Genomic DNA, 19,927 nt, shown 5'->3' on the forward strand with positions numbered 1-19,927 from the left:
CTCGATGCCACGGTGCGGCGCGATGATCGGTGATCCCCGGGCCGCCGGGCCCGGGACGACGACGTCGTGAGGATGGCCATGGGCACCGTCTGGATCGAGAAGCGCAAGCCCTGCGGCCGCGTGCGCCGCACCTGGTCGGCCGAGGTCCTCGGTGCGGACGTGTGGGGCGACTGGTTCTCGGTGCCCGACGAGGGCGGGGTGCTCCTGCTCCCGCTCGCCGACCCGTGGGTCGCCTGGTTCGGCGCTGACGGCGGTGTCCGCGTCGACGTCGCCACCACCGTCGTGGCCGCCGCGCCCGTCAGCTCGTTCGTCGACCTCGACGTGGACGTCGAACGGCACGCCGACGGCTCCGTGCACATGCTCGACGCCGCGGACCTCCTGCACCGGGCGCCGTCGTACCCCCGCCCCTGGGTGGAGCTGGCCTGGGAGGCGTGGCACGACGTCGCGCGCGACGTCGGCGACCGCGTCGAACCGTTCGGGACCGCGCCCGACCTCTGGCTGCGGCGTGCCGCCCGTGCGGCCCGACCGTCGGCGGGCGTCCTGTCCGCCTGACCGCCCGACCTCACGGACCGGGGGCGAGCGCGGCGGACGGGTGCGAGCCTGGCTCGATGAACAGTCCGCACCGCACCACGTCGGGCCTGTGGAGCGACCGGCTCGGCCGCCCCGCGACCCGTGCCGCCCAGGTGCTCCTCCTGCTCGCCCTGGCCTCGTGCGTCGTGTTCGCCCTGACGCGCCTGTCGTTGCTCGTGATCCCCGTGCTCATCGCGCTCATCCTCGCGGCGGCGCTCGCTCCGGTGGTCCGCTTCCTGCGGCGGCACGGGTGGCACCCGCTGCTCGCGACGTGGGCGACGCTCGTCGGCGGCCTGAGCCTCCTCGGGCTCGTGCTGTGGCTGGTCGGCCGGGAGTTCGGCGACGAGTGGTCCACCCTCGTGGGGGAGGCCGGGCGCGGCCTGGACGAGCTCGAGCGGTTCGTCACCGACGGCCCGCTGAACATCAGCCCGGAGCAGCTCGAGTCGCTGCGCCAGACGGCCACCGACGCGCTGACGAGCGACGCCGCGCAGTCCGGTGCGCTCCGCGGCGCGACGGCCGCCGTCGAGGCCGTCGCCGGCCTCTTCCTCGGGCTGGTGGTCCTGTTCTTCCTGCTCAAGGACGGCCGCCGCATCTACACGTTCCTGCTGACGCCGCTGCAGGAGCCGACGCGGGAGCGTGCCCTGCGGGTCGGCGAACGTTCGGTCGACGTCCTCGGCGGGTATCTCCGCGGCACGGCCATCGTCGCGACGGTCGACGCCGTCGCGATCGGCATCGGGCTGCTCATCATCGGCGTCCCGCTCGTCCTGCCGCTCGCCGCGACCGTGTTCCTCGGTGCTTTCATCCCGCTGATCGGGGCGGTGCTCGCCGGGGCGCTGGCCGCCCTGGTGACGCTCGTGACGAACGGTCCCTTGGCGGCGCTGATCGTGGTCGGGCTCGTGATCGCCGTGAACCAGCTCGAGGGCGACCTGCTCGCCCCGGTCGTCATGGGCCACGTGCTGTCGCTGCACCCGCTCGCAGTGCTCCTCGCGCTGACGGCGGGCACCATCCTCGCCGGACTCGTCGGCGCCCTGCTCGCGGTGCCGATCGCCGCCGTCGGCTGGGCGGCGCTCAAGGAGTGGAACGCGACGGCGCCGCCGGGCGAGAAGCTGGTGACGACCACGCCACCGGCCGACGACGCCTGAGCCGCGGCCCTCGGCGCCTCAGACCTCGGCGCCTCACTCGTCGCCGGTCAGCTCGCCGGTCTCGAGGTGGACGCGGTAGTCGACGTCGTCGCCCTGCTCGTCCACCGTCACGGACCAGTGGGGGTCGTCGAGCTCCGCCTCCTCGAGCGTGCCTCCGGAGAACGCCAGGACCCGGTCGATCGCGTCCGGGAGGGCGAACGCCGCGTCGTCGACCGCGCTCCGGTCGTCGACGTCCAGGTCGTCGTCGCCGGTGCTCAGGACGTCGCCGTCGGCGTTCACCTCGACCTGCACGGTCCTGTCGTCGACCGCCACGTCGACCTCCCAGACGGACGCGCCGGCGCCCTCGACCGCGTACGCCGTGCCGCCGGCGTCGTCCTCCGCGACGGCGATCGCGCGCAGCGCGGCGGCGTTCGGCTCGGCCGCCCCCGGGCTCCCGCTCGGGTCCTCGCTGGCGTCGGTGTCCGGGGAGCTCGTGGGGCCGGTGGTCTGCGACGGGCTGCCGGCCAGGAACTCCTCGTCACCGGGGGTGGCGGGGTTGCTGTCGCCGCCGCTGCAGGCGGCGAGGCCGAGCACGAGGGTCAGGGCGAGGCCGGGAGCCGCGGTGCGGCGGAAGCTGTGGATCGTCATACGTCGATCTTGCGGCGGTCCGGTTGCCGTCGCACGAGCACTTGCGCTTGACGCAGCGTCAACCTCTACCGTCGAGTCATGACCAGTTCGATCCAGGACGTCGCCCGGCTCGCCGGCGTCTCGAGCCGCACCCTGCGGCACTACGACCAGATCGGCCTCCTGCCGCCGTCCGGCACCGGGCACGGTGGGCTGCGCTACTACGACGACGGCGCGATCCGCCGTCTGCAGCGCATCCTGCTCCTGCGCGACCTCGGGCTGCCGCTCGACCAGATCGCCCAGGTGCTCGACGAGCAGACCGACGAGGCCGACGCCCTGCGCCGCCACCTCGACGTGCTGCGCCGCGAGCGCGGGCGGCTCGAGCGGCAGCTGGCGTCCGTGGAACGAACACTGACCGCACTGACGGAAGGAAAGCCGATCATGGCCGAGGAGATGCTCGACGGGTTCGACCACACCCAGTACAAGGACGAGGTGACCGAGCGCTGGGGCGCCGACGCCTACGCGACGTCCGACGCCTGGTGGCGCGGGCTCGGCACGGAGGGCCAGGCCGCCTGGAAGGCCCGGCTCGACGACCTCAGCGGCGCGTGGGCCGCCGCGGCCGAGCGGGGCGTCGACCCGACCTCCGACGACGGGCAGGCGCTCGCCGCCCGCCACGTCGCGTGGCTCGGGTCGGTCCCCGGCACGCCGGGATCCGACGTCGGCCGCCCGCCGAAGGAGTACGTCGTCGGCCTGGCCGAGATGTACGTGGCGGACGAGCGGTTCGCCGCGAACTACGGCGGCACCCAGGGCGCGAGCTTCGTGCGCGACGCGCTGGTCGCCTACGCGGAGCGGGAGCTGTAGGCGTCGCGGACCGCTCCGTTCGGCAGTTCCAGTTCCGTTCGGTCGCTCGAGGTGCCGAACAGGGCTGGAACTGCCGAACGCCGTCGCCTACCGGTGCCACACTGACCCGATGAGCGAGAACTGGGCCCGGCAGCGCACCGAGGCCGCCCGGGAGCACGCTGCGCGGCTCGCCGCCCGGCAGGACGCCGAGCACGCCCGCGCCGAGCGGCTGCTCGCCGACTTCGTCGGCCGTGCCCGCGCCGCTGGCCTCGAGCCCGAGCCGTTGCAGGTCAAGGGGTACGGCGGGCGCGGCACCGCGCGGACGCCGCTGCACGGCTGGTACCTGCGCACGGACCGGACCGCCGCGGTGGCCGTGGACGGCAGCTTCTACGTCCTGACGGCGCCGCTGGGTCTGCTCGACCGGGTCCGCGGGGTCCGTCCTGCGCCGAGGCGCCCGCCCCTGGTGCTCGGCGCAGGCGGCAAGGACGGCGACTCCATCGACCTCGTCGACGCCCTGGAGCGGCTGCTGCCGGGCTGGCAGGACGACCCGGCGTAGCTCCCGGTCACGCATCGCCCCCTGATGCGCGACGCAGCGCTACGTCGCGTCGAGCGCCGTGCGGAGTGCCCGGACCCAGTCGTCGAACGCGTCGAGGTGGGCGTCGTGCGAGCCTCGGGGGAGGTCCACCCGGACGACCTCGCGACCGCGGCTGGTGAACTCTGCCCGCTGTGCCGGACTGAACATCCCGTGGGCGCCGTAGACGACGGTGGCCGGGACCTGCAGGTTCTCCCACTCCGACCAGCGGGGCCGGGCCACGGCTTCGATCGTCGCGAGCATCACGTCGGGGTCGAACCGGGGGTGCAGGCCGTCGGCCCGTTCCTCGAGGTCGTCGACCCAGGCGGCCCCGAGCGCGCTGTCGCCGAGGAACGCACGGGCCGCACCGCGATCCGCGAACGGCACCGGCCAGGACCGGAAGTAGCGCGCCATCTGCTCGTGCTCCTCGCGCGTCCCGCCGCCCTCTGCGCACTCCAGCAGGACCAGTCGGTCCACCAGCTCCGGGCGTGCCGCCGTCACCAGCATCGCGGTGTGGGCGCCCATCGACTGCCCGACCAGCGCTGCGGGCCTGGCGCACTCCACCTCGAGGAGGTGGACGACGTCGCGGACGAACGCCTCGCGGGAGGTGTCCGCGGGTCGCCGGGTGCTGCGTCCGTGGCCGCGCTGGTCCATGAGGATCACCCGGCGGTGCGGCAGCGACCGCGCGGTGGCGACGAGCTCCGTGCTGCTGCCGGCCAAGCCGTGCAGGAGCACGACCGGCACTCCCGGCCCGGGTTGGTCGAGGTAGCTGATCGTCGTGCCGTCGTCGGTGGAGATCGTCCGACGAACCATCGGTCCCACGGCTCAGGCACCGATCGTCGCGTCGATCAGCCCACCGACCGCCGCGGTGGCCAGGTAGCCCACCGCGCGCCCGTCCACCACGGCGGCCGCCGCGTGGTGGCCCGGTGCCGCGTTGTCCACCAGCAGGTTCTGGACCTCCCGAGCCCCCGCGAGCGGGAACCCGACCGCATCCAGGTCGTGCAGCGCGAGGAGGTCTGCGGGGTCCCGGACCGCGACCCATCGGTCCACGGGCTCGGGCCAGGTGAGGGGACCGGCCGTGCGCAGCGCGTCCCGCACCGCCCGGATCGCGAGCGGCGAGCCCAGGGCCACCAGCAGCGGCACCTGCGCACCGGCCGCGGCCGCCGAGCGCAGCACCTCGTACGCGACCACGGACCCGAACGAGTGCGCGACCACGACGGCCGGCTCGTCACCGGCGAGAGCCTCGGCCACGCCGTCGTCGATCGCCGCCCGCACCCGGGGATCGACCAGGTACCGGTGGACGTCCCGCGCGAAGAGCAGCACGGCGGCGCCGCTCAGGCCGGGCACGAACCGGTCGATCGCCGCCAGCACCCGCGCCAGGGCATCGGCGAGCGCGTCGGTGACCGTGCCCTCGGCGCGGACGTCCGTCCCGCCGTCGGGTCCGACGGCGGCACCTGCCTCGGGCGGCGCGCCCGCGGCAGCGAGCACCTCCCGGGCCACGTCCAGCACGAACCGCAGCTCACCGTCGTCCTGCCGGCCGAGCCCGTGGGTGGTGACGGGCGGCCCGGTCGGCCCGTCGACGAGCCCCGCGAGGCTGTCGCCGTAGTACACGAACGTCGCGTCGCCGTCCGCCACGCGCAGCGACGACCCGGCCGTCGCGAGACCGCGGTGGAGCGCCTCGAGCCAGACCGCCTCGAGGGCCTCCGGGTCGCGGCCGCCGGTATCGCGGCCATGGAGCAGCACGAGCCGGGTCATGCGGCCACCAGCCGGGCGACCTCGTCGGCGCAACCCCAGCTCAGCGTGACGCCGGCGCCGCCGTGCCCGTAGCAGTGCACGACGTGCCCGTCCCGCTCGACCCTGACCGTCGGCCGGGCCGGGCGCAGCCCGACGGCGTGCCGCAGCACCCGCGCGCTCCGTACCTCGGGGACCAGCCGGGCCGCGCGCTCGAGGATGTCCGCGGCGGTGTCGGCGGACGGCGCGCGGTCCCAGGCGCCGACGCCGTCGGTACCGCCCACGACGACCTCGCGCCCGCGCGGCACCACGTAGGTGGGGCCGGCGGCGTCCAGCCACCAGCGGTCCAGCCCCCACTGCTCCAGCACGACCGTCTGCCCACGCACCGGGTGCAGCGTCCCGTCCCCGACGAGGCCCCGCGCACCGAGGCCGGTGCAGTGGACGACCGTCGCGCCGTCGTCCCGGGAACCGGGAAGCGCGTCCAGCGACGCTCGCACGATCGTCCCGCCGAGCGCCTCGACGCGCCCGGCGAGCCATGCCAGGTAGACGGGCATGTCGACCAGCGGCGCCGTGAACGTCCAGCCGGCGGCGTACGACGGCGGCACGTCCGTCGTGCGGTCGAGCCGCGGCACGGCGTCGCGCCACCAGGGGTCGGCCGGTGCCGCGGAGAACACCTCGGTGCCGGGGCGCATCCGCACGCCTGCCGCCGGGTCGTCGTCGGCGATCCCCGCGAAGACGTCGAACGACCGGGCCGCCCACGCGGTGACGCGGTCCTGGGGCAGCGCGAGGTACGGGTACCAGAGGGCGGCCGCGACCGCGGAGGTCGTGTCCTGGGGCAGCTCGCGGGCCCGGACCTCGACCCGGTGACCGGCCTCCAGGAGCCGGACGGCGCAGCTCAGGCCCATGACCCCGGCGCCGACGACGGTCACGTCCACCATGTCCCCCCTGATGCCACCGCACCGTGCAGTGGTCGATCCTCCTCGTGGAACGAGAGCCACGCCGGCCCGGTCACGAGACCTGCCCAGTGTTCCAGGAGGACGGTCCGCGGGACACCCCGGCCGGGACCGCCTGCCGCGCGGGTACGGCCGCGTCGGCAGGCGGTCGACGGGACCCCGGCCGGTCAGCTGATCGCGGCCTTCAGCGCCTCGGCATGCGCGGCTGCCCACGTGCGGAAGTCGCGCAGCGCGGGGTTGAGCAGGCGGAGCTCGTCGAGATCGCGGGCACCCGTGAACTGCTCGTCGAAGTCGCCGTAGTACTGGAACATGTTCGCGATCTCCTCCGCGGCGGGGATGGGAAGAGCGCGGAACGTGTCGTACGGGACAGCCTCGAACCGGACGGTCTCCCCGATGACCTCGCCGATGATCTCCGCGTAGTCGGCGCCCGTCAGGTGGTCGCCGGCCAGGCTGACCGTCCGCCCGACGTGCGTGTCTCCGGCGGCGAGGAGGGCGAACGCGGTGCGGCCGATGTCGTCGACGTCGACCCCGGCGAGGCGCTTCCCGGGCTCGAAGGGCAGCGTGAGCGTGACCACGCCGTCCTCCGCGCGACGTGGCGCGAACGCACCGACGAATCCTTGGAAGTAGTACGTGGTGTTCAGGAACGTCGTGGGAACCCCGGCAGCGGTGAAGAGGCGGTTGCCCTCGCCCTTGGCGTCGAAGTGGGGCACGTTGTAGCTGTCCTGCAGGACGGGCATGCGCGGGTCGCTGACCGGGAGCAGGTCGCGGGTGTCCTCGAGCGTGGACCACACCACGTGGGAGAGCTTCGCGGAGGCTGCCGCCTCGGCGAGGTTGGCGATCTCCTGCGTCTCCTGGGCGGCGGAGAGATGCGCCCAGAAGTTGGTGACGAGGAAGGCCCCGTCGGCGCCCGCGAACGCCGTCTTGAGAGTGGTCGGGTCGGTGAAGTCGGCCTGGACGACCTCCACGCCCCGGGCAGCGAGAGCCTGTGCGGCCGGAGACTGCGGGTCGCGGGTGATGGCGCGGACGGCGAAGCGCTGCTGCGGGTCCTCCAGGAGCGCGGTGACCATCCCTCCGCCCTGAGACCCGGTGGCACCTGCGACGACGATGATCGGCTTGCTGGTCATGATGCTTCTCCTGTCGATGAGTTCGGAACTTCGGAAGATCGGCGGGTCAGGGGGCGTCGAGGTCGAGGTGTCGACGGATGGCGACGGCGGCCTCGTTCAGGTCGGTGAGCTGCTGGGGAGTGAACGCGTCGATGAAGACCTCCTTGATCGCCCGCAGGTGGGGGACGGTGCTGGCGTGGAAGGCGCGGGCGCCTTCGTCGGTGAGGAGGACGTGTGACCCGCGGGCGTCGTCCTCACAGGGTTCGCGGCGTATCAGTCCGCGCTTCTCCATCCGCCCGAGGTGACCGGACAGGCGGCTGCGTTCCCACTCGATGTGCGCGGCCAGATCGGAGGACCGCACCGTTCGCCCGTCCGCCTCGTTCAGGGCGAGCAGCACCTTGTAGTCCCCGCTCGAGAGCTTCGAGTCCTGCTGCAGCCGGGACTCGATGCGGGCGCGGACGACGTCGAAGGTCTCGACGTGCGCGCGCCAGGTCGCGAGCTCCTCGCTCGTCGGGAGGTTCCGGCGTCCTGCTGCACCCATCGCGGCTCCTCAGTAGTTGACATGTGAATCATATGGGTAAGTGATTCACATGTCAATCAACTGGGGAAAGTGCCCCGATGGTCAGGCGCGGTCGATCCGCCTCAGTCGAGCGGCCGCAGGATCCGGTGCAGGAACTGCTTCGTCCGCTCCTCGCGGGGGTGGGTGAAGAGCTGCGCGGGCGCACCGCGCTCGGCCACCACGCCGCCGTCGAGGAACAGCACCTCGTCGGCGACCTCGCGGGCGAACTGCAGCTCGTGGGTGACCACCACCATCGTCCAGCCCTCGTCGGCGAGGCTCTTCATGACGTGCAGCACCTCGCCGACGAGCTCGGGGTCCAGGGCGGACGTCGGCTCGTCGAAGAGCAGGAGGTCGGGCTGCAGGGCGAGCGCCCGCACGATGCCGACGCGCTGCTGCTGCCCGCCGGAGAGCTCGCGCGGGTACGCGTCGCGCTTCTCGGCGAGACCGACCCGGGCGAGCAGGTCGGTCGCCCGGGCCTCGGCCTCGGCCCGCGGGACCTTGCGCACCTGGACGGGGCCCTCGGTGACGTTCTGCAGCACCGTCTTGTGCGGGAACAGGTTGTGGTGCTGGAACACCATGGCGGACCGGTCGCGGGCCGCGAAGCGCTGGGCCGGCGGGACCGGTCGGGAGAAGTCGATCTCGGGGCCGCCGTCGAACGCCAGGGTGCCGGCGTCGGGCATCTCGAGGCCGTTGAGCGAGCGCAGCATGGTCGTCTTGCCGGAACCGCTGGGGCCGATGAGCGCGACCACCTGACCCGGGCGCACGTCCAGGTCGACGCCGCGCAGCACGTGGTTGTCCCCGAACGACTTGTGGATGCCGCGGGCGGACATCAGGGGCTCAGACATACTGCTCCAGCTTCTTCTCGATGCGGTCCTGCCCGAACGACAGCACGGTGCAGATGATCCAGTAGATGACCGCTGCCTCGGCGTAGATCAGCAGGAACTCGGTCGTGGACGCCGCGATCTCCTGCGCCTTGCGGAACAGCTCGGTCACGAGGATGAGCGAGGCGAGCGAGGAGTCCTTCACCAGCGAGATGAACGTGTTGGACAGGGGCGGCACGCTGACGCGGGCGGCCTGCGGCAGGATGATGCGCCGCAGCGTCCTGGCGTGCGACATCCCCACGACGTAGCCGGCCTCCCACTGCCCCGTCGGCACGGAGAGGATGGCGGCTCGGATGACCTCGGCCGCGTACCCGCCCACGTTGAGCGAGAACGCGACGACGGCGCTCGGCCACGGGTCGATCGTCACGCCGATCGTCGGCAGCCCGTAGAAGATCACGAAGAGCTGCACCAGCAGCGGGGTGCCGCGGATGATCGAGACGTAGACCCGCCCGATGCCGGACAGGAGGCGCCGGGAGGACAGCCGCAGCAGCGCGACGCCCAGCGCGAGGACCAGCCCGAGCGCGAACGAGATCAGGGCCAGGGGGATCGTCCCGAGGATCGCGTCGCGCCACATCGGCCACCACGAGTCTTGCAAGAGCTGGACGTCCATGTGCTCACCTCACCATCGGCGCGCCCGTGGACGACGACGGCGCGCGGGAGACGTGCGGGAGCGCCGGCACCCGTGGGGTACCGGCGCTCCTGCGCAACGGTCGGGGACGACTTACTCGGAGACGTCCTCGCCGAAGTACTTCATCGAGAGCTCGGCGAGGGTGCCGTCCGACCGCAGCTCGTCCAGGGCGCCGTCGATCGCCTCGGCCAGCGCGGCGCGCTCCGGGGTGACGACGAACCCGGACTCCGAGGTCTCCTCGGTCTCCGCGGCGATCTCGATCGGCGCGTCGGGGTGCTCGTTGAGGTAGTCGAGCACCGTCAGGGAGTCGTTGATGGTGGCGTCCACCCGGCCCTGCTCGATGAGGGCGACCGACTGGGCCCAGCCCTCGACGGCCTCGATCTGCGCGCCGGACTCCTCGGCGAGGGTGCGCCAGTTGCTGGTGAGCGACTGCGCGGTGGTCTTGCCGTCCAGGTCCTCGAAGCTCGAGATCGACGTGTCGCCCTCGGGGACCACGACGACGCCGCGGGAGATCGTGTACGGCTGGGAGAACTCGTACTTCTCGACCCGCTCCGGGGTCATCGAGACCTGGTTCGCGATGGTGTCGACGCGGCCGGCGTCGAGCCCGGCGAAGATGGCGTCCCACTGGGTCTCCGCGAACTCGATCTCGAGCCCGAGCTTCTCGGCGACCGCTTCGGCCACCTCGACGTCGTAGCCGACGAGCTCGCCGGAGTCGTCGTGGAACGTGAACGGCCGGTACGTGCCCTCCGTGGCGACGGTCAGCGTGCCGTCGTCGGTGAGGTTCAGGTCCGAACCGGCGTCCGCGCCGTCGGATCCGTCGCCGGACCCGCCGCACGCCGCGAGCGCCAGGGCGGTCACGGTGGCCGTGGCGGTGGCGAGGATGGCGCGGTGGCGTCGCATGGAGGTCTCCTGTGTGCTGGTGGCCGTCGGCGGGATGTACCGCGGCGCGAGGGTCCGGATCGTCGCATCGAATCCGTCGATCGGTCAGATCGACGCCTGCGATGCTCGCAAGGCGTCAACAGGGTGGCACGCGGCACGCATTCCCGCTGTGAGCGAGGACACGGCCGTGTGCACCCGGTCGGGCCCGGCGTGGCAGGCTGGCCCGATGAGCACCGACGTCACCGCCCTGATCGCCGAGGTCGAGTCCGCCGAGCGCGAGCTCGTCCTGTCCCGCTTCACGCACGACGACGCGTGGCGGCTGGGCTGCCTGCTCGTCGAGCTGGCCACCGAGCGGGACCTGCCGGTCACGATCGACGTGCGCAAGGGCACCCAGCAGGTGTTCCACGCGGCGCGAGAGGGCACGACGGCGGACAACGACTCGTGGGTGGAGCGCAAGGTGCGTGTCGTGTACCGCTTCGGGGCGTCGTCGTACCTCGTCGGTCTGCGCGCCCGCGCCCAGGGCCGGGACTTCAACGAGACGCACCAGCTGCCGCTCCAGGAGTACGCGGCGCACGGCGGGGCGTTCCCGGTCCGGGTCGAGGGTGTCGGGATCGTCGGGGTGGCGACCGTGTCCGGGCTGGCCCAGGGCGACGACCACGCGCTCGTGGTGGAGGCCCTGCGCTCCTTCGCCCCGCCGACGGCCTGACGCACCGTACGGTGTGCCCGTGACCGCACTCCTCCTCGCGAACGCGCGCCGCGCGGGCCGGTTCGACGGCCTCGTGGACGTCGCTCTCGACGGCGGCCGGGTCGTCGCCGTCGTCCCGGCCGGCGAGCGCTCGGCCGCCGGGCTCCCCTCCGGCCCGCCGCCCGAGACCGTGGACCTCGACGGGCGTGTGCTGATCCCGGGCCTGTGGGACGCCCACACCCACCTCACGCAGTGGGCGCTGGTGCGGCACCGCCTGGACGTCTCGGAGGCCACCAGCCCCGCGCACGCCGCGGCTCTGGTCCGCGCGCGGGTGCACGGCGCGACGACGCCGGTGCCGCAGGGCCAGCCGCTCGTCGGCTACGGGTTCCGCTGGGCCGGCTGGGACACCGAGCCCACGGCCGCCCACCTGGACGAGGCCGTCGGCGACGTGCCGGTCATCCTGCTCTCCGGTGACCTGCACAGCGCGTGGGCCTCCTCGGCCGGGCTGCGCTACCTCGGGATCGCCTACCACCCGACGGGGCTGCTGCGCGAGGAGGAGTGGATGCCCGCCAGCCCCCGCATCGTCGCGGTGGACGACGACGTCGCCGACGAGCTGGTGGCCGACGCCGCCCGCGCGGCCGCCGAGCGGGGCGTCGTGGGCGTGGTCGACTTCGAGGTGGCGGACAACCTCGCGGTCTGGCGCCGCCGGCTGGCACGCGGCTGGGGCGGTCTGCGGGTGCGTGCCGCGGTGTGGGAGCAGTACCTCGACGCGGTCCTGGCGGCCGGCCTGACCGACGGCGACCCGCTGACGGACGGCGCCGGGCTCGTCACCCAGGGTCCGCTGAAGGTCATCAGCGACGGCTCGCTCAACACCCTCACCGCGTTCTGCTTCGACGAGTACGCGGGGCTGGCGGGCGACGGGGCCCACGGGATCCTCAACATCGCGACCGACCAGCTCGTGCCGCTGATGTCCCGCGCCCGCGACGGCGGGCTGCGCTGCGCGATCCACGCGATCGGCGACCGCGCCAACTCCCTGGCGCTGGACGCGTTCGCGGCGTCGGCGGCGCGGGGCTCGATCGAGCACGCGCAGCTCCTGCGGCCCGACGACGTCGCCCGGTTCGCGGCGCTGGGCGTCACGGCGAGCGTGCAGCCCGAGCACGCGATGGACGACCGCGACATCGCCGAGGAGCTGTGGCCCGACCGCACGGCACGGGCGTTCCCGCTCGCCGACCTGCGCCGCGCCGGGGTGCGGCTCACCCTCGGGTCGGACGCCCCCGTCGCCCCCCTCGACCCGTGGGCCGCGGTCGCCGCGGCCGTCACCCGCTCGCGGGACGGCCGCGAGCCCTGGCACCCGGAGCAGAGCCTCGACCTGCGCACGGCCCTCGAGGCCTCGGTGGACGGCCGGTCGCTGGACCTCGACGCCGGTGGCCCCGGGGATCTGGCGGTGCTCGACGTCGACCCGCTCTCCGTCGACCCGGACGGCCTGCGCGAGATGCCGGTCGCCGGCACGCTCGTGGCGGGGGAGTGGACGCACCGGACGTTCTGACGGGCCGACCCCGCGGCGCCGCGGCGCACCGGCCCCGGGGCGCGGCCCGGGGCCGGTACCCGGTCAGCCGCCGACGGCCGCGATCTCGCCGACCTCCGCGAGCAGCGTGTCCCGCGCCGCGCCGTCGGGCACGTGCTTCGTGATCGTGGCGGTGAGCCGCTCCCAGTCCTCGGCGTCGAGCGCGGACAGGAGCTGTCGGAGCTGCCCGGTGCTCACGTCGAGCCCGGCGATCCGGGACCGGAGGCCTGCTGCCGTGACGACGACGGCGAAGGTGCTCGTCGCGGTCGCCTCGCCGCCCTCGCCGGCCACGGTCGCGACCACGGAGTGCTCGCCGAGCGCGAGGTCGGTGGCGGCGACCGAGGTGCCGTTGTCCACCGGGTCGCCGTCGAGGGTGAGGGACACCTCGTCGGCGTCGGTCGCGGTCGCCGCGACGACGACGGTGTCGCCGCGCTCGACGGCGGCACCGTCGGCGGGGGCGACGACCCGGACCGTCGGCGTGGCGGGCTCGGGCGCCACGACCTGGCCCTGCGCCGTCTTCCAGCCCGCGAGCTCGCCCGCACGGTCCGTGATGATGCCGTCGACGCCGACGTCCGTGAGCTCGCGCCACTGGCCGGCGCTGTTCGCGGTCCAGGCGAAGACGCCGACACCCGCGGCGTTGAGGTCGGCGACGGTGCTCGGCCGGGCCAGGGCGTCGGCCGCGGGCGGGTTGTAGTAGTCGAGGCCGAGCTCGGCCGCCGTGGCGACCGGGTCCGCCGACAGGTTGCCCAGCAGGCCGATCGGGATCTGCGGCGCACGCTCGCGGGCGTACCGGAGGGCGTTCGCGTCGAAGGACTGGACGACGACCCGGTCGTCGAGGCCCGCGTCCACGATCATGTCGACCACCCGGTGCACCTCCGCGCGCGTCTCCGGCCCCTTGATCTCCAGCAGCATCCCGGAGGGCCCGGTCTCCATGAGGTCGAGCATCTGGGCGAAGGTCGGTGCCGGCTGCCAGCGGTACGCCGGGCTGAACCACGAACCCGCCTCGAGGCTCGTGAAGTCGTCGGACGCCAGCGCCGCCACGTCGCCCGTGCCGTCCGTCGTGCGGTCGACCCGCTGGTCGTGCAGCACGATCGGCACGCCGTCGGCCGTGGTGTGGACGTCGATCTCGACCCACTCGGCACCGGTCCGCATCGCCGCGGCGTACGCCGCCAAGGTGTTCTCCGGCGCGACGGCGGAGTAGCCGCGGTGGGCGGCCACCTGAGGCAGCTCGCCGTCGTCGAGCACGGGGGAGCGCGGCTCGATCTCGGTCACGACGACGTCGTCGATGCTGATGCGGGCGCCGTCGTACGAGAAGCCGAGCACGCCGTCGTCGGACCGTCCGATGCGGCCCTCGAGGACCTCGGTGCTGTCGAAGATCCACGTGGCGTGCGCGCCCTGCACCTCGATCGCGATGCGGACGTCGTCCCCGACCCCGGCGTCGGACGGGGCCGCGGCCGTGGAGGGCACGTTCCACGCGTTGCCCGCGGTGCGCTCGGCGATCTCGATGCCGTTGCTCGCCGTCGTGGTGCTGCGCATCGCGGCCTGCCACCAGGGCACACCGCCGGAGGGGTCGATGTCGAGGATCGGCGCGAGCCACCGGCTCGGGTTGTTGACCGCCTCGAAGCGGACGGTGGCCTCGAGGCGGTAGTTGTCCAGGTGCGGGCCGAACGTGATCCGGCCGATGCTCGCGGGCTGGGCGACGAGCCGGCCGTCCTGCACGGCCCAGTCACCGGCCACGGCGTTCCAGCCCTCGGGGAGCTCGCCGTCCGCGACGGCGTCGAAGTCCTGGGCGTAGGCGACGTCGCCGGGCTCGGCGGCCGCCGTGGTCGTCACGGTGGTGAGCGGTGCGGCGACGGCCAGTGCGAGGACGGTGGCCGCGCCCGTGAGGGCGGTCCGTCGGCGTCGGCGAACGGTCGGGGTACGGGGCACGATGGCACTCCTCCTGCGTCGGGGATGGCCCTTCGGACGCTATGGACGCCGGGTGAGCAGCGACCCGACCAGGGGGTGAAGCGCGGTCGACCGGCAGAGGAACACCTGGTTGGCTGGGTGCATGGCCGCCGACAGCGACCCCGTGAGCGACACCGACGGCGGTATGCCCGACGACGTCGCGACCGCGCGCCTGCGCTCGCGGCTCGCGGAGGTCGAGGCCCGGATCACCGCGCAGCGCCGTCTCGTCGACGGGATCGTCGCCTCCGTGCGCGGCGAGAACGTCGACGACGAGCACGACCCCGAAGGCGCCACCCTGGCGTGGGAGCGGCAGCAGGCCGCGGCGCTCGCCGCGGAGGCCGCCGCCGAACGGGACGAGCTGCTCGCGGCGCTCGACCGCGTGGCCGCCGGGACCTACGGCGTCTGCGAGGTGTGCGGCCGCCCGATCCCGGCGGGGCGGCTGGAGGCCCGGCCGGCGGCGACCCGCTGCGTCGAGCACGCCCGCTGACCCCGGCGCGGCGGGCGACCGGCGGTGCAGCGAAGATCCGGGGCTGCGCGCGGCGTGGCAGCATGGCCGGGTGCAGGTCCAGCCGATGACGTCCGATGGCGTGGTGGGGCACGTCGTCGCCCTGGTCCTGGGGCGTCCCGCCGACCGGCCGGTGCGTCTCCTGGTCGACGGCCACCCGTCGACCCAGCCTGCGGTCTTCGCTGACGCCCTGGTCGATCCGCTCCAGACGGCCGGGCGGCCCGTCGCGCGCGTGCGGACCCGGGACTTCTGGCGGCCCGCGTCGCTGCGGCTCGAGCAGGGCCGCCGCGACCCCGACGCGCTGCTGGACGAGTGGATCGACGTCGACGGCCTCAACCGGGAGGTCCTCACCTCCGTGGCCCGGCGGGGCCGGTGGCTGCCCACGCTGCGCGACCCGGAGACCGACCGGTCCACACGCGCGGCGCCCGTCGACGCCCTGCCCGGCACCGTCGTCGTGCTCGACGGATCCCTGTCCCTGGGCCGCGGGCTGGACGTCGATCTCACCGTCCACCTCGCGCTGCGGCCCGCGACCGAGACCCGCAACACCCCCCTCGAGGACGCCTGGACCCTGGCCGCGTACGGGCGCTACCGGCGGGAGACCGGCCCCGAGCGGATCGCCGACGTCGTCGTCCGCTCCGACCACCCGGACCGGCCCGCAGTGGTGGTGCACTGACCCGCCGCGGTCCCAGATGTGAGCATCGGCGACCTGCGTGATGGTCGAGTCAGGTCAGGAAGCGGCCACGGGAGACCGGCACGGACCGGCGGACGTCGGTACCGGACCGGTACGTGTCGGCTCCCTCCGTGCGAACGCCCCCAGCGGGCGGAGCGGAGGCAATCATGAGTGACACGTCCTACCCGCCGAGGTCCGGCGCAGCCCCCACGACCGGCCCGGCGCCGGGATCGTCGAGCGGCAGCAGCCGGGCTGACGGCGCTCGCGAGCGCGCGTCGCAGACGGCGTCGCACGCGGCCGACGCCGGCCGTGACGTCGCCCACGAGGCCCAGGAACGTGCGGGGGAGGTCGCGCACGAGGCGGCCGACCGCGCCAAGGACCTGTTCGGCGAGGCGCAGAAGCAGGCCTCGTCGCAGGTGTCCGAGCAGCAGGGCCGGTTGGCGGAGGGCCTGCGTCATCTCGGCTCCGAGCTGGACCAGATGAGCCGGAGCAGCGACGACCCCGGGTACGCGAGCCAGGCGGCCGACCGCGGCTCGCAGGCCGCGAACCAGCTCGCCGACTGGTTCGAGCAGCGCGAGCCGGGCGACGTCCTGCACGAGGTCGAGGACTTCGCGCGACGGCGTCCGGGAGCGTTCATCGCGATCGCCGCCGGAGCCGGCCTCGTCGTCGGGCGCCTGCTGCGCGGCGCCAAAGACGGCGGGACGTCGGGCTCGTCGGGCTCGTCGGGCTCGTCGAGCAGGTCCGGGTCCTCCCCGGCGCACCTGTCCACGGGCGTCGGCCCCGACGCCGGCGCTGCCACCGGGCCCGTCACCGGTGTCCCGACCGGCAGCCCGACCGGCACGTCGACCGGTGGCTACGGAACCACCCCGGGCGCCGTGCCCGCGACGACGGGAGGTATCTCCGATGTCGACCGACCCTGACGCGCACCGTTTCAGCGAGGCGGACCGGACCGTGCCGCGTCGCACCGGGACGTTCAGCGGCGCGTCCGGCACCGCGGGCGCCGACCCCGGGCAGCGGAGCCTCGGCGAGCTCGTCTCGGAGGTGACGCAGGACCTCTCGACGCTGATGCGTCAGGAGATCGAGCTGGCCAAGGCCGAGGCCACCGAGTCCGCCAAGAACGCGGGCAAGGGCGCCGGGCTGCTCGGGGGCGCCGGCTACAGCGCCGGGATGGCCGTCTTCTTCCTCTCGGTGGCGCTGTGGTGGGCGCTCGGCACCCTGATGGGTCTGGGCTGGTCCGCCCTGGTCGTCGCGGTGATCTGGGCCCTCGTCGCCGGCGTGCTCGCTGCCGTGGGCCGCAAGGAGGTCCAGCGCACGCAGGGCCTTCCCCGCACCACGGACTCCCTGAAGAAGATTCCCCACGCACTGCGAGGACAAGAGGAGAAGAACCGATGAGCACCACCGACCCGGACCAGGTCCGCGCTGACATCGAACGCACCCGCCGCGAGCTGAGCGAGGACGTCGACACGCTGGGTGAGCACGTCCGGCCCAGCTCGGTCGCGCACCGCCAGACCGATCGCGCCAAGGCGGGCATGCACCGCCTGCGCGACCGCGTGATGGGCTCCGCGAAGTCCTCGAGCCACCAGGCGGGCGACTCCGTGAAGAACGCGGCGAGCAACCTCGGTGACACGGTCAGCGGCGCACCGCAGGCCGTGAAGGAGCAGACCCGGGGCAACCCGGTGGCCGTGGGCGTCGTGGCGTTCGGCCTCGGCCTCCTGGCGGCCTCGGTGCTCCCGGCCACGCGCCAGGAGGCGGAGGCGGCGACCAGGGTCAAGGAGGCCGCCGAGCCGCTCGTCGAGGACGTCAAGGAGGCAGGCAGCAGCATGGCCGAGGGCCTCCGCGGCACGGCCCAGGAGCACGCCCAGGGCCTCAAGGAGTCCGCCACGGAGGCCGGCCGTGACGTCGCCGGGCACGGCAAGGAGTCCGCGCAGGACGTGGCCGGCGAGGCGCGGGGCGGGTCCTCCGGGACCTGACCCGGCGCCCGGCCGGGTCGAGGGGCCACGACGGCGGCAGCCCGTCCCCGCGGAGGGGGCGGGCTGCCGCTGTGCCGGGGCGAGCGGTCTCGCGGGCCGGTCGGGGCTCGCATTCGGCGGCGATGAGGACGATCATGCTGCCCACCGCCGTCGGCCCGCCGGCCGCGGGCGGCGGCCCGAGGAGGAACCATGATCGTCGCACCGTTCGGCCGCTTCACCGAGGGCCGCGTGCCCGACCCGGGGATCGCGGCGCTGTTCACGCGCGAGAACCGGTGGCAGGCCCGGCTCGACGTCGAAGCCGCGTTGGCGCTCGCCGAGGCGGACGCCGGCGTCATCCCGAAGGAGTCCGCCCGCGCCATCGCGTTGACGGCCCGCATCGAGAAGCTCGACATCAAGCGGGTCCTCGCGGCGACGGCGGAGGCCAGCCACCCGCTGGTGCCGCTGATCGAGGAGTTCGCCCGCGCCGTCGGCTCCAAGCACGGCGGCTGGGTGCACTGGGGCGCGACGACGCAGAACATCACCCAGACCGCCGACGTCCTGGTGCTGCGCGACGCCCACCGGGTGCTCCTGCACCAGCTGTCCCGGGTGCTGCGCTCGGCGGCGGGTCTGGCCGAGCGGTCGGCCGAGCTGCCGATGGCGGGCCGCACCCACTCGCAGCACGCCGTCCCGGTCACGTTCGGCTTCAAGGTCGCCGTGTGGATCGACCAGCTCGTGGCGCACACCGAGCGCCTCGAGCGCCTCGACGACCGGCTGTTCTGCGTCCTGATGGGTGGCGCGGCCGGGACGTTCGCCTCCTTCGGGGACGCCGGCCGGGTCATCGAGGCGGGGGTGGCGCACCGGCTCGGCCTGCACCCGATGCGCGTCCCGTCGCGGTCGATCAACGACGGGATCGTCGAGCTCGTGCTCGTCCTCGCGCAGCTCGCCGGCACCATCGGCAAGATCGCCAAGGACGTCTACGCGCTCATGCAGCCCGAGTTCGCCGAGGCCTTCGAGCCGGTGCCCGAGGGCACCGTCGGGTCGTCGACCATGCCGCACAAGCGCAACCCGCAGCTCGCGCTCGACCTGCTGACGATGTCCGCGGAGCTGCGGGCGCTCGCCGCCCCGGCGCTGGAGTCGATGCTGCACGACCAGGAGGCCAACGGCGCCATGACGGCGCTGCTGGAGGACGTGGCGGCGTCGGCGGCGGTCCTGGCGGGGGACATGCTCGCCCGGATGGAGGTCATCGTGGGCGGGCTGGTGCTCGACCCGGCGCGGATGCGGGACAACATCAGCCTCTCGGCCGGGATGATCGGCTCGGAGTCGCTGATGCTCGCCCTCGGGGAGAAGATCGGGCGCCAGAAGGCGCACGACGTCGTGTTCGACGTCGCGCAGGCGGCCGCGCGGCGGGACCGCCCGTTCGTCGAGATGCTGCTGGACGAGCCGGTGGTCGCGGGGGCCTTCGACCGCGCCGAGCTCGGCGAGCTCATCGACCCCGCCGCCTACCTGGGGCTGAGCGCGGAGATCGCCGGCGAGCTCGCCGCCTGCGCGACGACGACGGCCGACCGGCTGGACGCTCTGCCGGCGCGCGCGCCGCTCATGACCCGCTGACGGAGCTGCTGTTGCGCAATGTCGACCGAGGCGCCAAAGTGGTACGCGTCACGGTCTGACGAGCAGGGGGCTCTGCATGGCACGCGCAGGCGGCAGCACGGGGGCGACCGGCCTCCGCCGCTGGACGCTGCGCGCCGCCGGGGTCGCGCTCGGGACCGCCGTGACCAGCCTCTGCCTCGCCACGGGCGCATCGGCCGACGACGGCGGGTCCGACGACCGCTCCGGCGGCGGCCTGCTCGCGGGGGTCGTGAAGGCGACGACCGACCACGTCACCGACCCGCTGCTGGACACGGTGGGCAAGACGGTCGAGCAGGTGACCGCACCCGTCACCAAGACGGTCGAGAAGGTGACCGAGAAGGCCGCGCCGCCCGCCGAGAAGCCGGCCGCTGAGAAGCCGGCCGCTGAGAAGCCGGCCGCTGAGAAGCCTGCGGCGGAGAAGCCAGTGAAGCCCGCGGAGAAGCCGGCCGACAAGCCGGTCGAGAAGCCCGCGGAGAAGCCGGCCGACAAGCCGGTCGAGAAGCCCGCGGAGAAGCCGGCCG

Annotated in this window: 23 protein-coding genes; 13 read left to right on the forward strand and 10 right to left on the reverse strand. The window is 74.1% G+C overall.

Going from position 1 to position 19,927, the window contains the following annotated elements:
* The first annotated feature begins 78 nt into the window (after positions 1 to 78).
* The gene (locus tag MWU57_RS15990) at positions 79 to 552 is read left to right on the forward strand and encodes a DUF402 domain-containing protein (protein WP_125206555.1); all 474 of its coding nucleotides are present in this window, start codon (positions 79 to 81) and stop codon (positions 550 to 552) included.
* A 56-nt stretch (positions 553 to 608) separates the two neighbouring features.
* On the forward strand, positions 609 to 1,712 hold the full coding sequence (locus tag MWU57_RS15995) for an AI-2E family transporter (RefSeq protein ID WP_106264290.1): 1,104 nt from the start codon (positions 609 to 611) through the stop codon (positions 1,710 to 1,712).
* 33 nt (positions 1,713 to 1,745) lie between these two features.
* Here the strand turns inward: MWU57_RS15995 and MWU57_RS16000 are convergent, their stop codons facing one another.
* Positions 1,746 to 2,339, reverse strand: a complete 594-nt coding sequence (locus tag MWU57_RS16000) for a PepSY domain-containing protein (RefSeq protein WP_246910525.1) — start codon at positions 2,337 to 2,339, stop codon at positions 1,746 to 1,748.
* A gap of 78 nt (positions 2,340 to 2,417) precedes the next feature.
* Between MWU57_RS16000 and MWU57_RS16005 the strand changes: the two genes are divergently transcribed.
* Together MWU57_RS16005 and MWU57_RS16010 are read left to right on the forward strand one after the other, a co-directional pair.
* Positions 2,418 to 3,176 (forward strand): TipAS antibiotic-recognition domain-containing protein, encoded by a 759-nt coding sequence (locus MWU57_RS16005; protein ID WP_246910527.1) that lies wholly within the window; start codon positions 2,418 to 2,420, stop codon positions 3,174 to 3,176.
* 109 nt (positions 3,177 to 3,285) lie between these two features.
* A complete protein-coding gene (locus tag MWU57_RS16010) occupies positions 3,286 to 3,711 on the forward strand; it encodes a hypothetical protein (protein ID WP_246910530.1) in 426 nt (141 codons plus the stop codon).
* 39 nt (positions 3,712 to 3,750) lie between these two features.
* On the opposite strand, the gene MWU57_RS16015 is transcribed toward MWU57_RS16010, so the two are convergent.
* The 8 genes from MWU57_RS16015 to MWU57_RS16050 all read right to left on the reverse strand — a co-directional run bounded on the left by MWU57_RS16015 (position 3,751) and on the right by MWU57_RS16050 (position 10,481).
* Positions 3,751 to 4,539 (reverse strand): alpha/beta fold hydrolase, encoded by a 789-nt coding sequence (locus MWU57_RS16015; RefSeq protein ID WP_246910533.1) that lies wholly within the window; start codon positions 4,537 to 4,539, stop codon positions 3,751 to 3,753.
* Between the two features lie 12 nt (positions 4,540 to 4,551).
* Positions 4,552 to 5,481: a hypothetical protein gene (locus MWU57_RS16020; protein WP_246910535.1), complete on the reverse strand. Its 930-nt coding sequence runs from the start codon at positions 5,479 to 5,481 to the stop codon at positions 4,552 to 4,554.
* Positions 5,478 to 6,395 (reverse strand): FAD-dependent oxidoreductase, encoded by a 918-nt coding sequence (locus MWU57_RS16025; RefSeq protein ID WP_246910537.1) that lies wholly within the window; start codon positions 6,393 to 6,395, stop codon positions 5,478 to 5,480. The genes MWU57_RS16020 and MWU57_RS16025 overlap by 4 nt, the downstream gene beginning before the upstream one ends.
* Before the next feature lie 182 nt (positions 6,396 to 6,577).
* Positions 6,578 to 7,534, reverse strand: a complete 957-nt coding sequence (locus MWU57_RS16030) for an NmrA/HSCARG family protein (RefSeq protein WP_246910539.1) — start codon at positions 7,532 to 7,534, stop codon at positions 6,578 to 6,580.
* Between the two features lie 46 nt (positions 7,535 to 7,580).
* Complete coding sequence (locus tag MWU57_RS16035; RefSeq protein ID WP_246910541.1) at positions 7,581 to 8,054, reverse strand: MarR family winged helix-turn-helix transcriptional regulator; 474 nt, start codon at positions 8,052 to 8,054, stop codon at positions 7,581 to 7,583.
* 101 nt (positions 8,055 to 8,155) lie between these two features.
* A complete protein-coding gene (locus MWU57_RS16040; protein WP_246910543.1) occupies positions 8,156 to 8,917 on the reverse strand; it encodes an amino acid ABC transporter ATP-binding protein in 762 nt (253 codons plus the stop codon).
* A complete protein-coding gene (locus tag MWU57_RS16045) occupies positions 8,910 to 9,563 on the reverse strand; it encodes an amino acid ABC transporter permease (RefSeq protein ID WP_106264307.1) in 654 nt (217 codons plus the stop codon). The genes MWU57_RS16040 and MWU57_RS16045 overlap by 8 nt, the downstream gene beginning before the upstream one ends.
* A gap of 111 nt (positions 9,564 to 9,674) precedes the next feature.
* The gene (locus MWU57_RS16050) at positions 9,675 to 10,481 is read right to left on the reverse strand and encodes an amino acid ABC transporter substrate-binding protein (protein WP_246910545.1); all 807 of its coding nucleotides are present in this window, start codon (positions 10,479 to 10,481) and stop codon (positions 9,675 to 9,677) included.
* A 205-nt stretch (positions 10,482 to 10,686) separates the two neighbouring features.
* On the opposite strand from MWU57_RS16050, the gene MWU57_RS16055 reads away from it, so the two are divergent.
* Together MWU57_RS16055 and MWU57_RS16060 are read left to right on the forward strand one after the other, a co-directional pair.
* Positions 10,687 to 11,166, forward strand: a complete 480-nt coding sequence (locus MWU57_RS16055; RefSeq protein WP_246910547.1) for a heme-degrading domain-containing protein — start codon at positions 10,687 to 10,689, stop codon at positions 11,164 to 11,166.
* Positions 11,167 to 11,185: 19 nt separating this feature from the next.
* The gene (locus tag MWU57_RS16060) at positions 11,186 to 12,691 is read left to right on the forward strand and encodes an amidohydrolase (protein ID WP_374108574.1); all 1,506 of its coding nucleotides are present in this window, start codon (positions 11,186 to 11,188) and stop codon (positions 12,689 to 12,691) included.
* 63 nt (positions 12,692 to 12,754) lie between these two features.
* Here MWU57_RS16060 and MWU57_RS16065 read toward each other — a convergent pair whose 3' ends face one another.
* Positions 12,755 to 14,638 carry a glycerophosphodiester phosphodiesterase family protein gene (locus MWU57_RS16065; protein WP_246910551.1) on the reverse strand — a complete coding sequence of 628 codons (1,884 nt, stop codon included), beginning with the start codon at positions 14,636 to 14,638 and terminating at the stop codon, positions 12,755 to 12,757.
* Positions 14,639 to 14,759: 121 nt separating this feature from the next.
* Here MWU57_RS16065 and MWU57_RS16070 point away from each other — a divergent pair, with 121 nt between their 5' ends.
* The 7 genes from MWU57_RS16070 to MWU57_RS16105 form a co-directional block, all read left to right on the forward strand.
* The gene (locus tag MWU57_RS16070) at positions 14,760 to 15,143 is read left to right on the forward strand and encodes a TraR/DksA C4-type zinc finger protein (RefSeq protein WP_246910553.1); all 384 of its coding nucleotides are present in this window, start codon (positions 14,760 to 14,762) and stop codon (positions 15,141 to 15,143) included.
* 85 nt (positions 15,144 to 15,228) lie between these two features.
* Positions 15,229 to 15,834 (forward strand): uridine kinase, encoded by a 606-nt coding sequence (locus MWU57_RS16075; protein WP_246910555.1) that lies wholly within the window; start codon positions 15,229 to 15,231, stop codon positions 15,832 to 15,834.
* Positions 15,835 to 15,998: 164 nt separating this feature from the next.
* The gene (locus MWU57_RS16080) at positions 15,999 to 16,751 is read left to right on the forward strand and encodes a hypothetical protein (RefSeq protein WP_246910556.1); all 753 of its coding nucleotides are present in this window, start codon (positions 15,999 to 16,001) and stop codon (positions 16,749 to 16,751) included.
* Positions 16,735 to 17,223 carry a phage holin family protein gene (locus tag MWU57_RS16085; RefSeq protein ID WP_246910558.1) on the forward strand — a complete coding sequence of 163 codons (489 nt, stop codon included), beginning with the start codon at positions 16,735 to 16,737 and terminating at the stop codon, positions 17,221 to 17,223. The genes MWU57_RS16080 and MWU57_RS16085 overlap by 17 nt, the downstream gene beginning before the upstream one ends.
* The gene (locus tag MWU57_RS18240; RefSeq protein ID WP_281495840.1) at positions 17,220 to 17,801 is read left to right on the forward strand and encodes a DUF3618 domain-containing protein; all 582 of its coding nucleotides are present in this window, start codon (positions 17,220 to 17,222) and stop codon (positions 17,799 to 17,801) included. Before MWU57_RS16085 ends, MWU57_RS18240 begins: the two co-directional genes overlap by 4 nt.
* Positions 17,802 to 17,990: 189 nt before the next feature.
* Positions 17,991 to 19,388: an adenylosuccinate lyase family protein gene (locus tag MWU57_RS16100; RefSeq protein WP_106264321.1), complete on the forward strand. Its 1,398-nt coding sequence runs from the start codon at positions 17,991 to 17,993 to the stop codon at positions 19,386 to 19,388.
* A gap of 76 nt (positions 19,389 to 19,464) precedes the next feature.
* On the forward strand, positions 19,465 to 19,927 hold a 463-nt coding region (locus MWU57_RS16105), incomplete at its 3' end, for a hypothetical protein (RefSeq protein ID WP_246910561.1).

This window comes from Isoptericola sp. S6320L (assembly GCF_023015685.1).
GTDB lineage: Bacteria > Actinomycetota > Actinomycetes > Actinomycetales > Cellulomonadaceae > Isoptericola > Isoptericola halotolerans_A.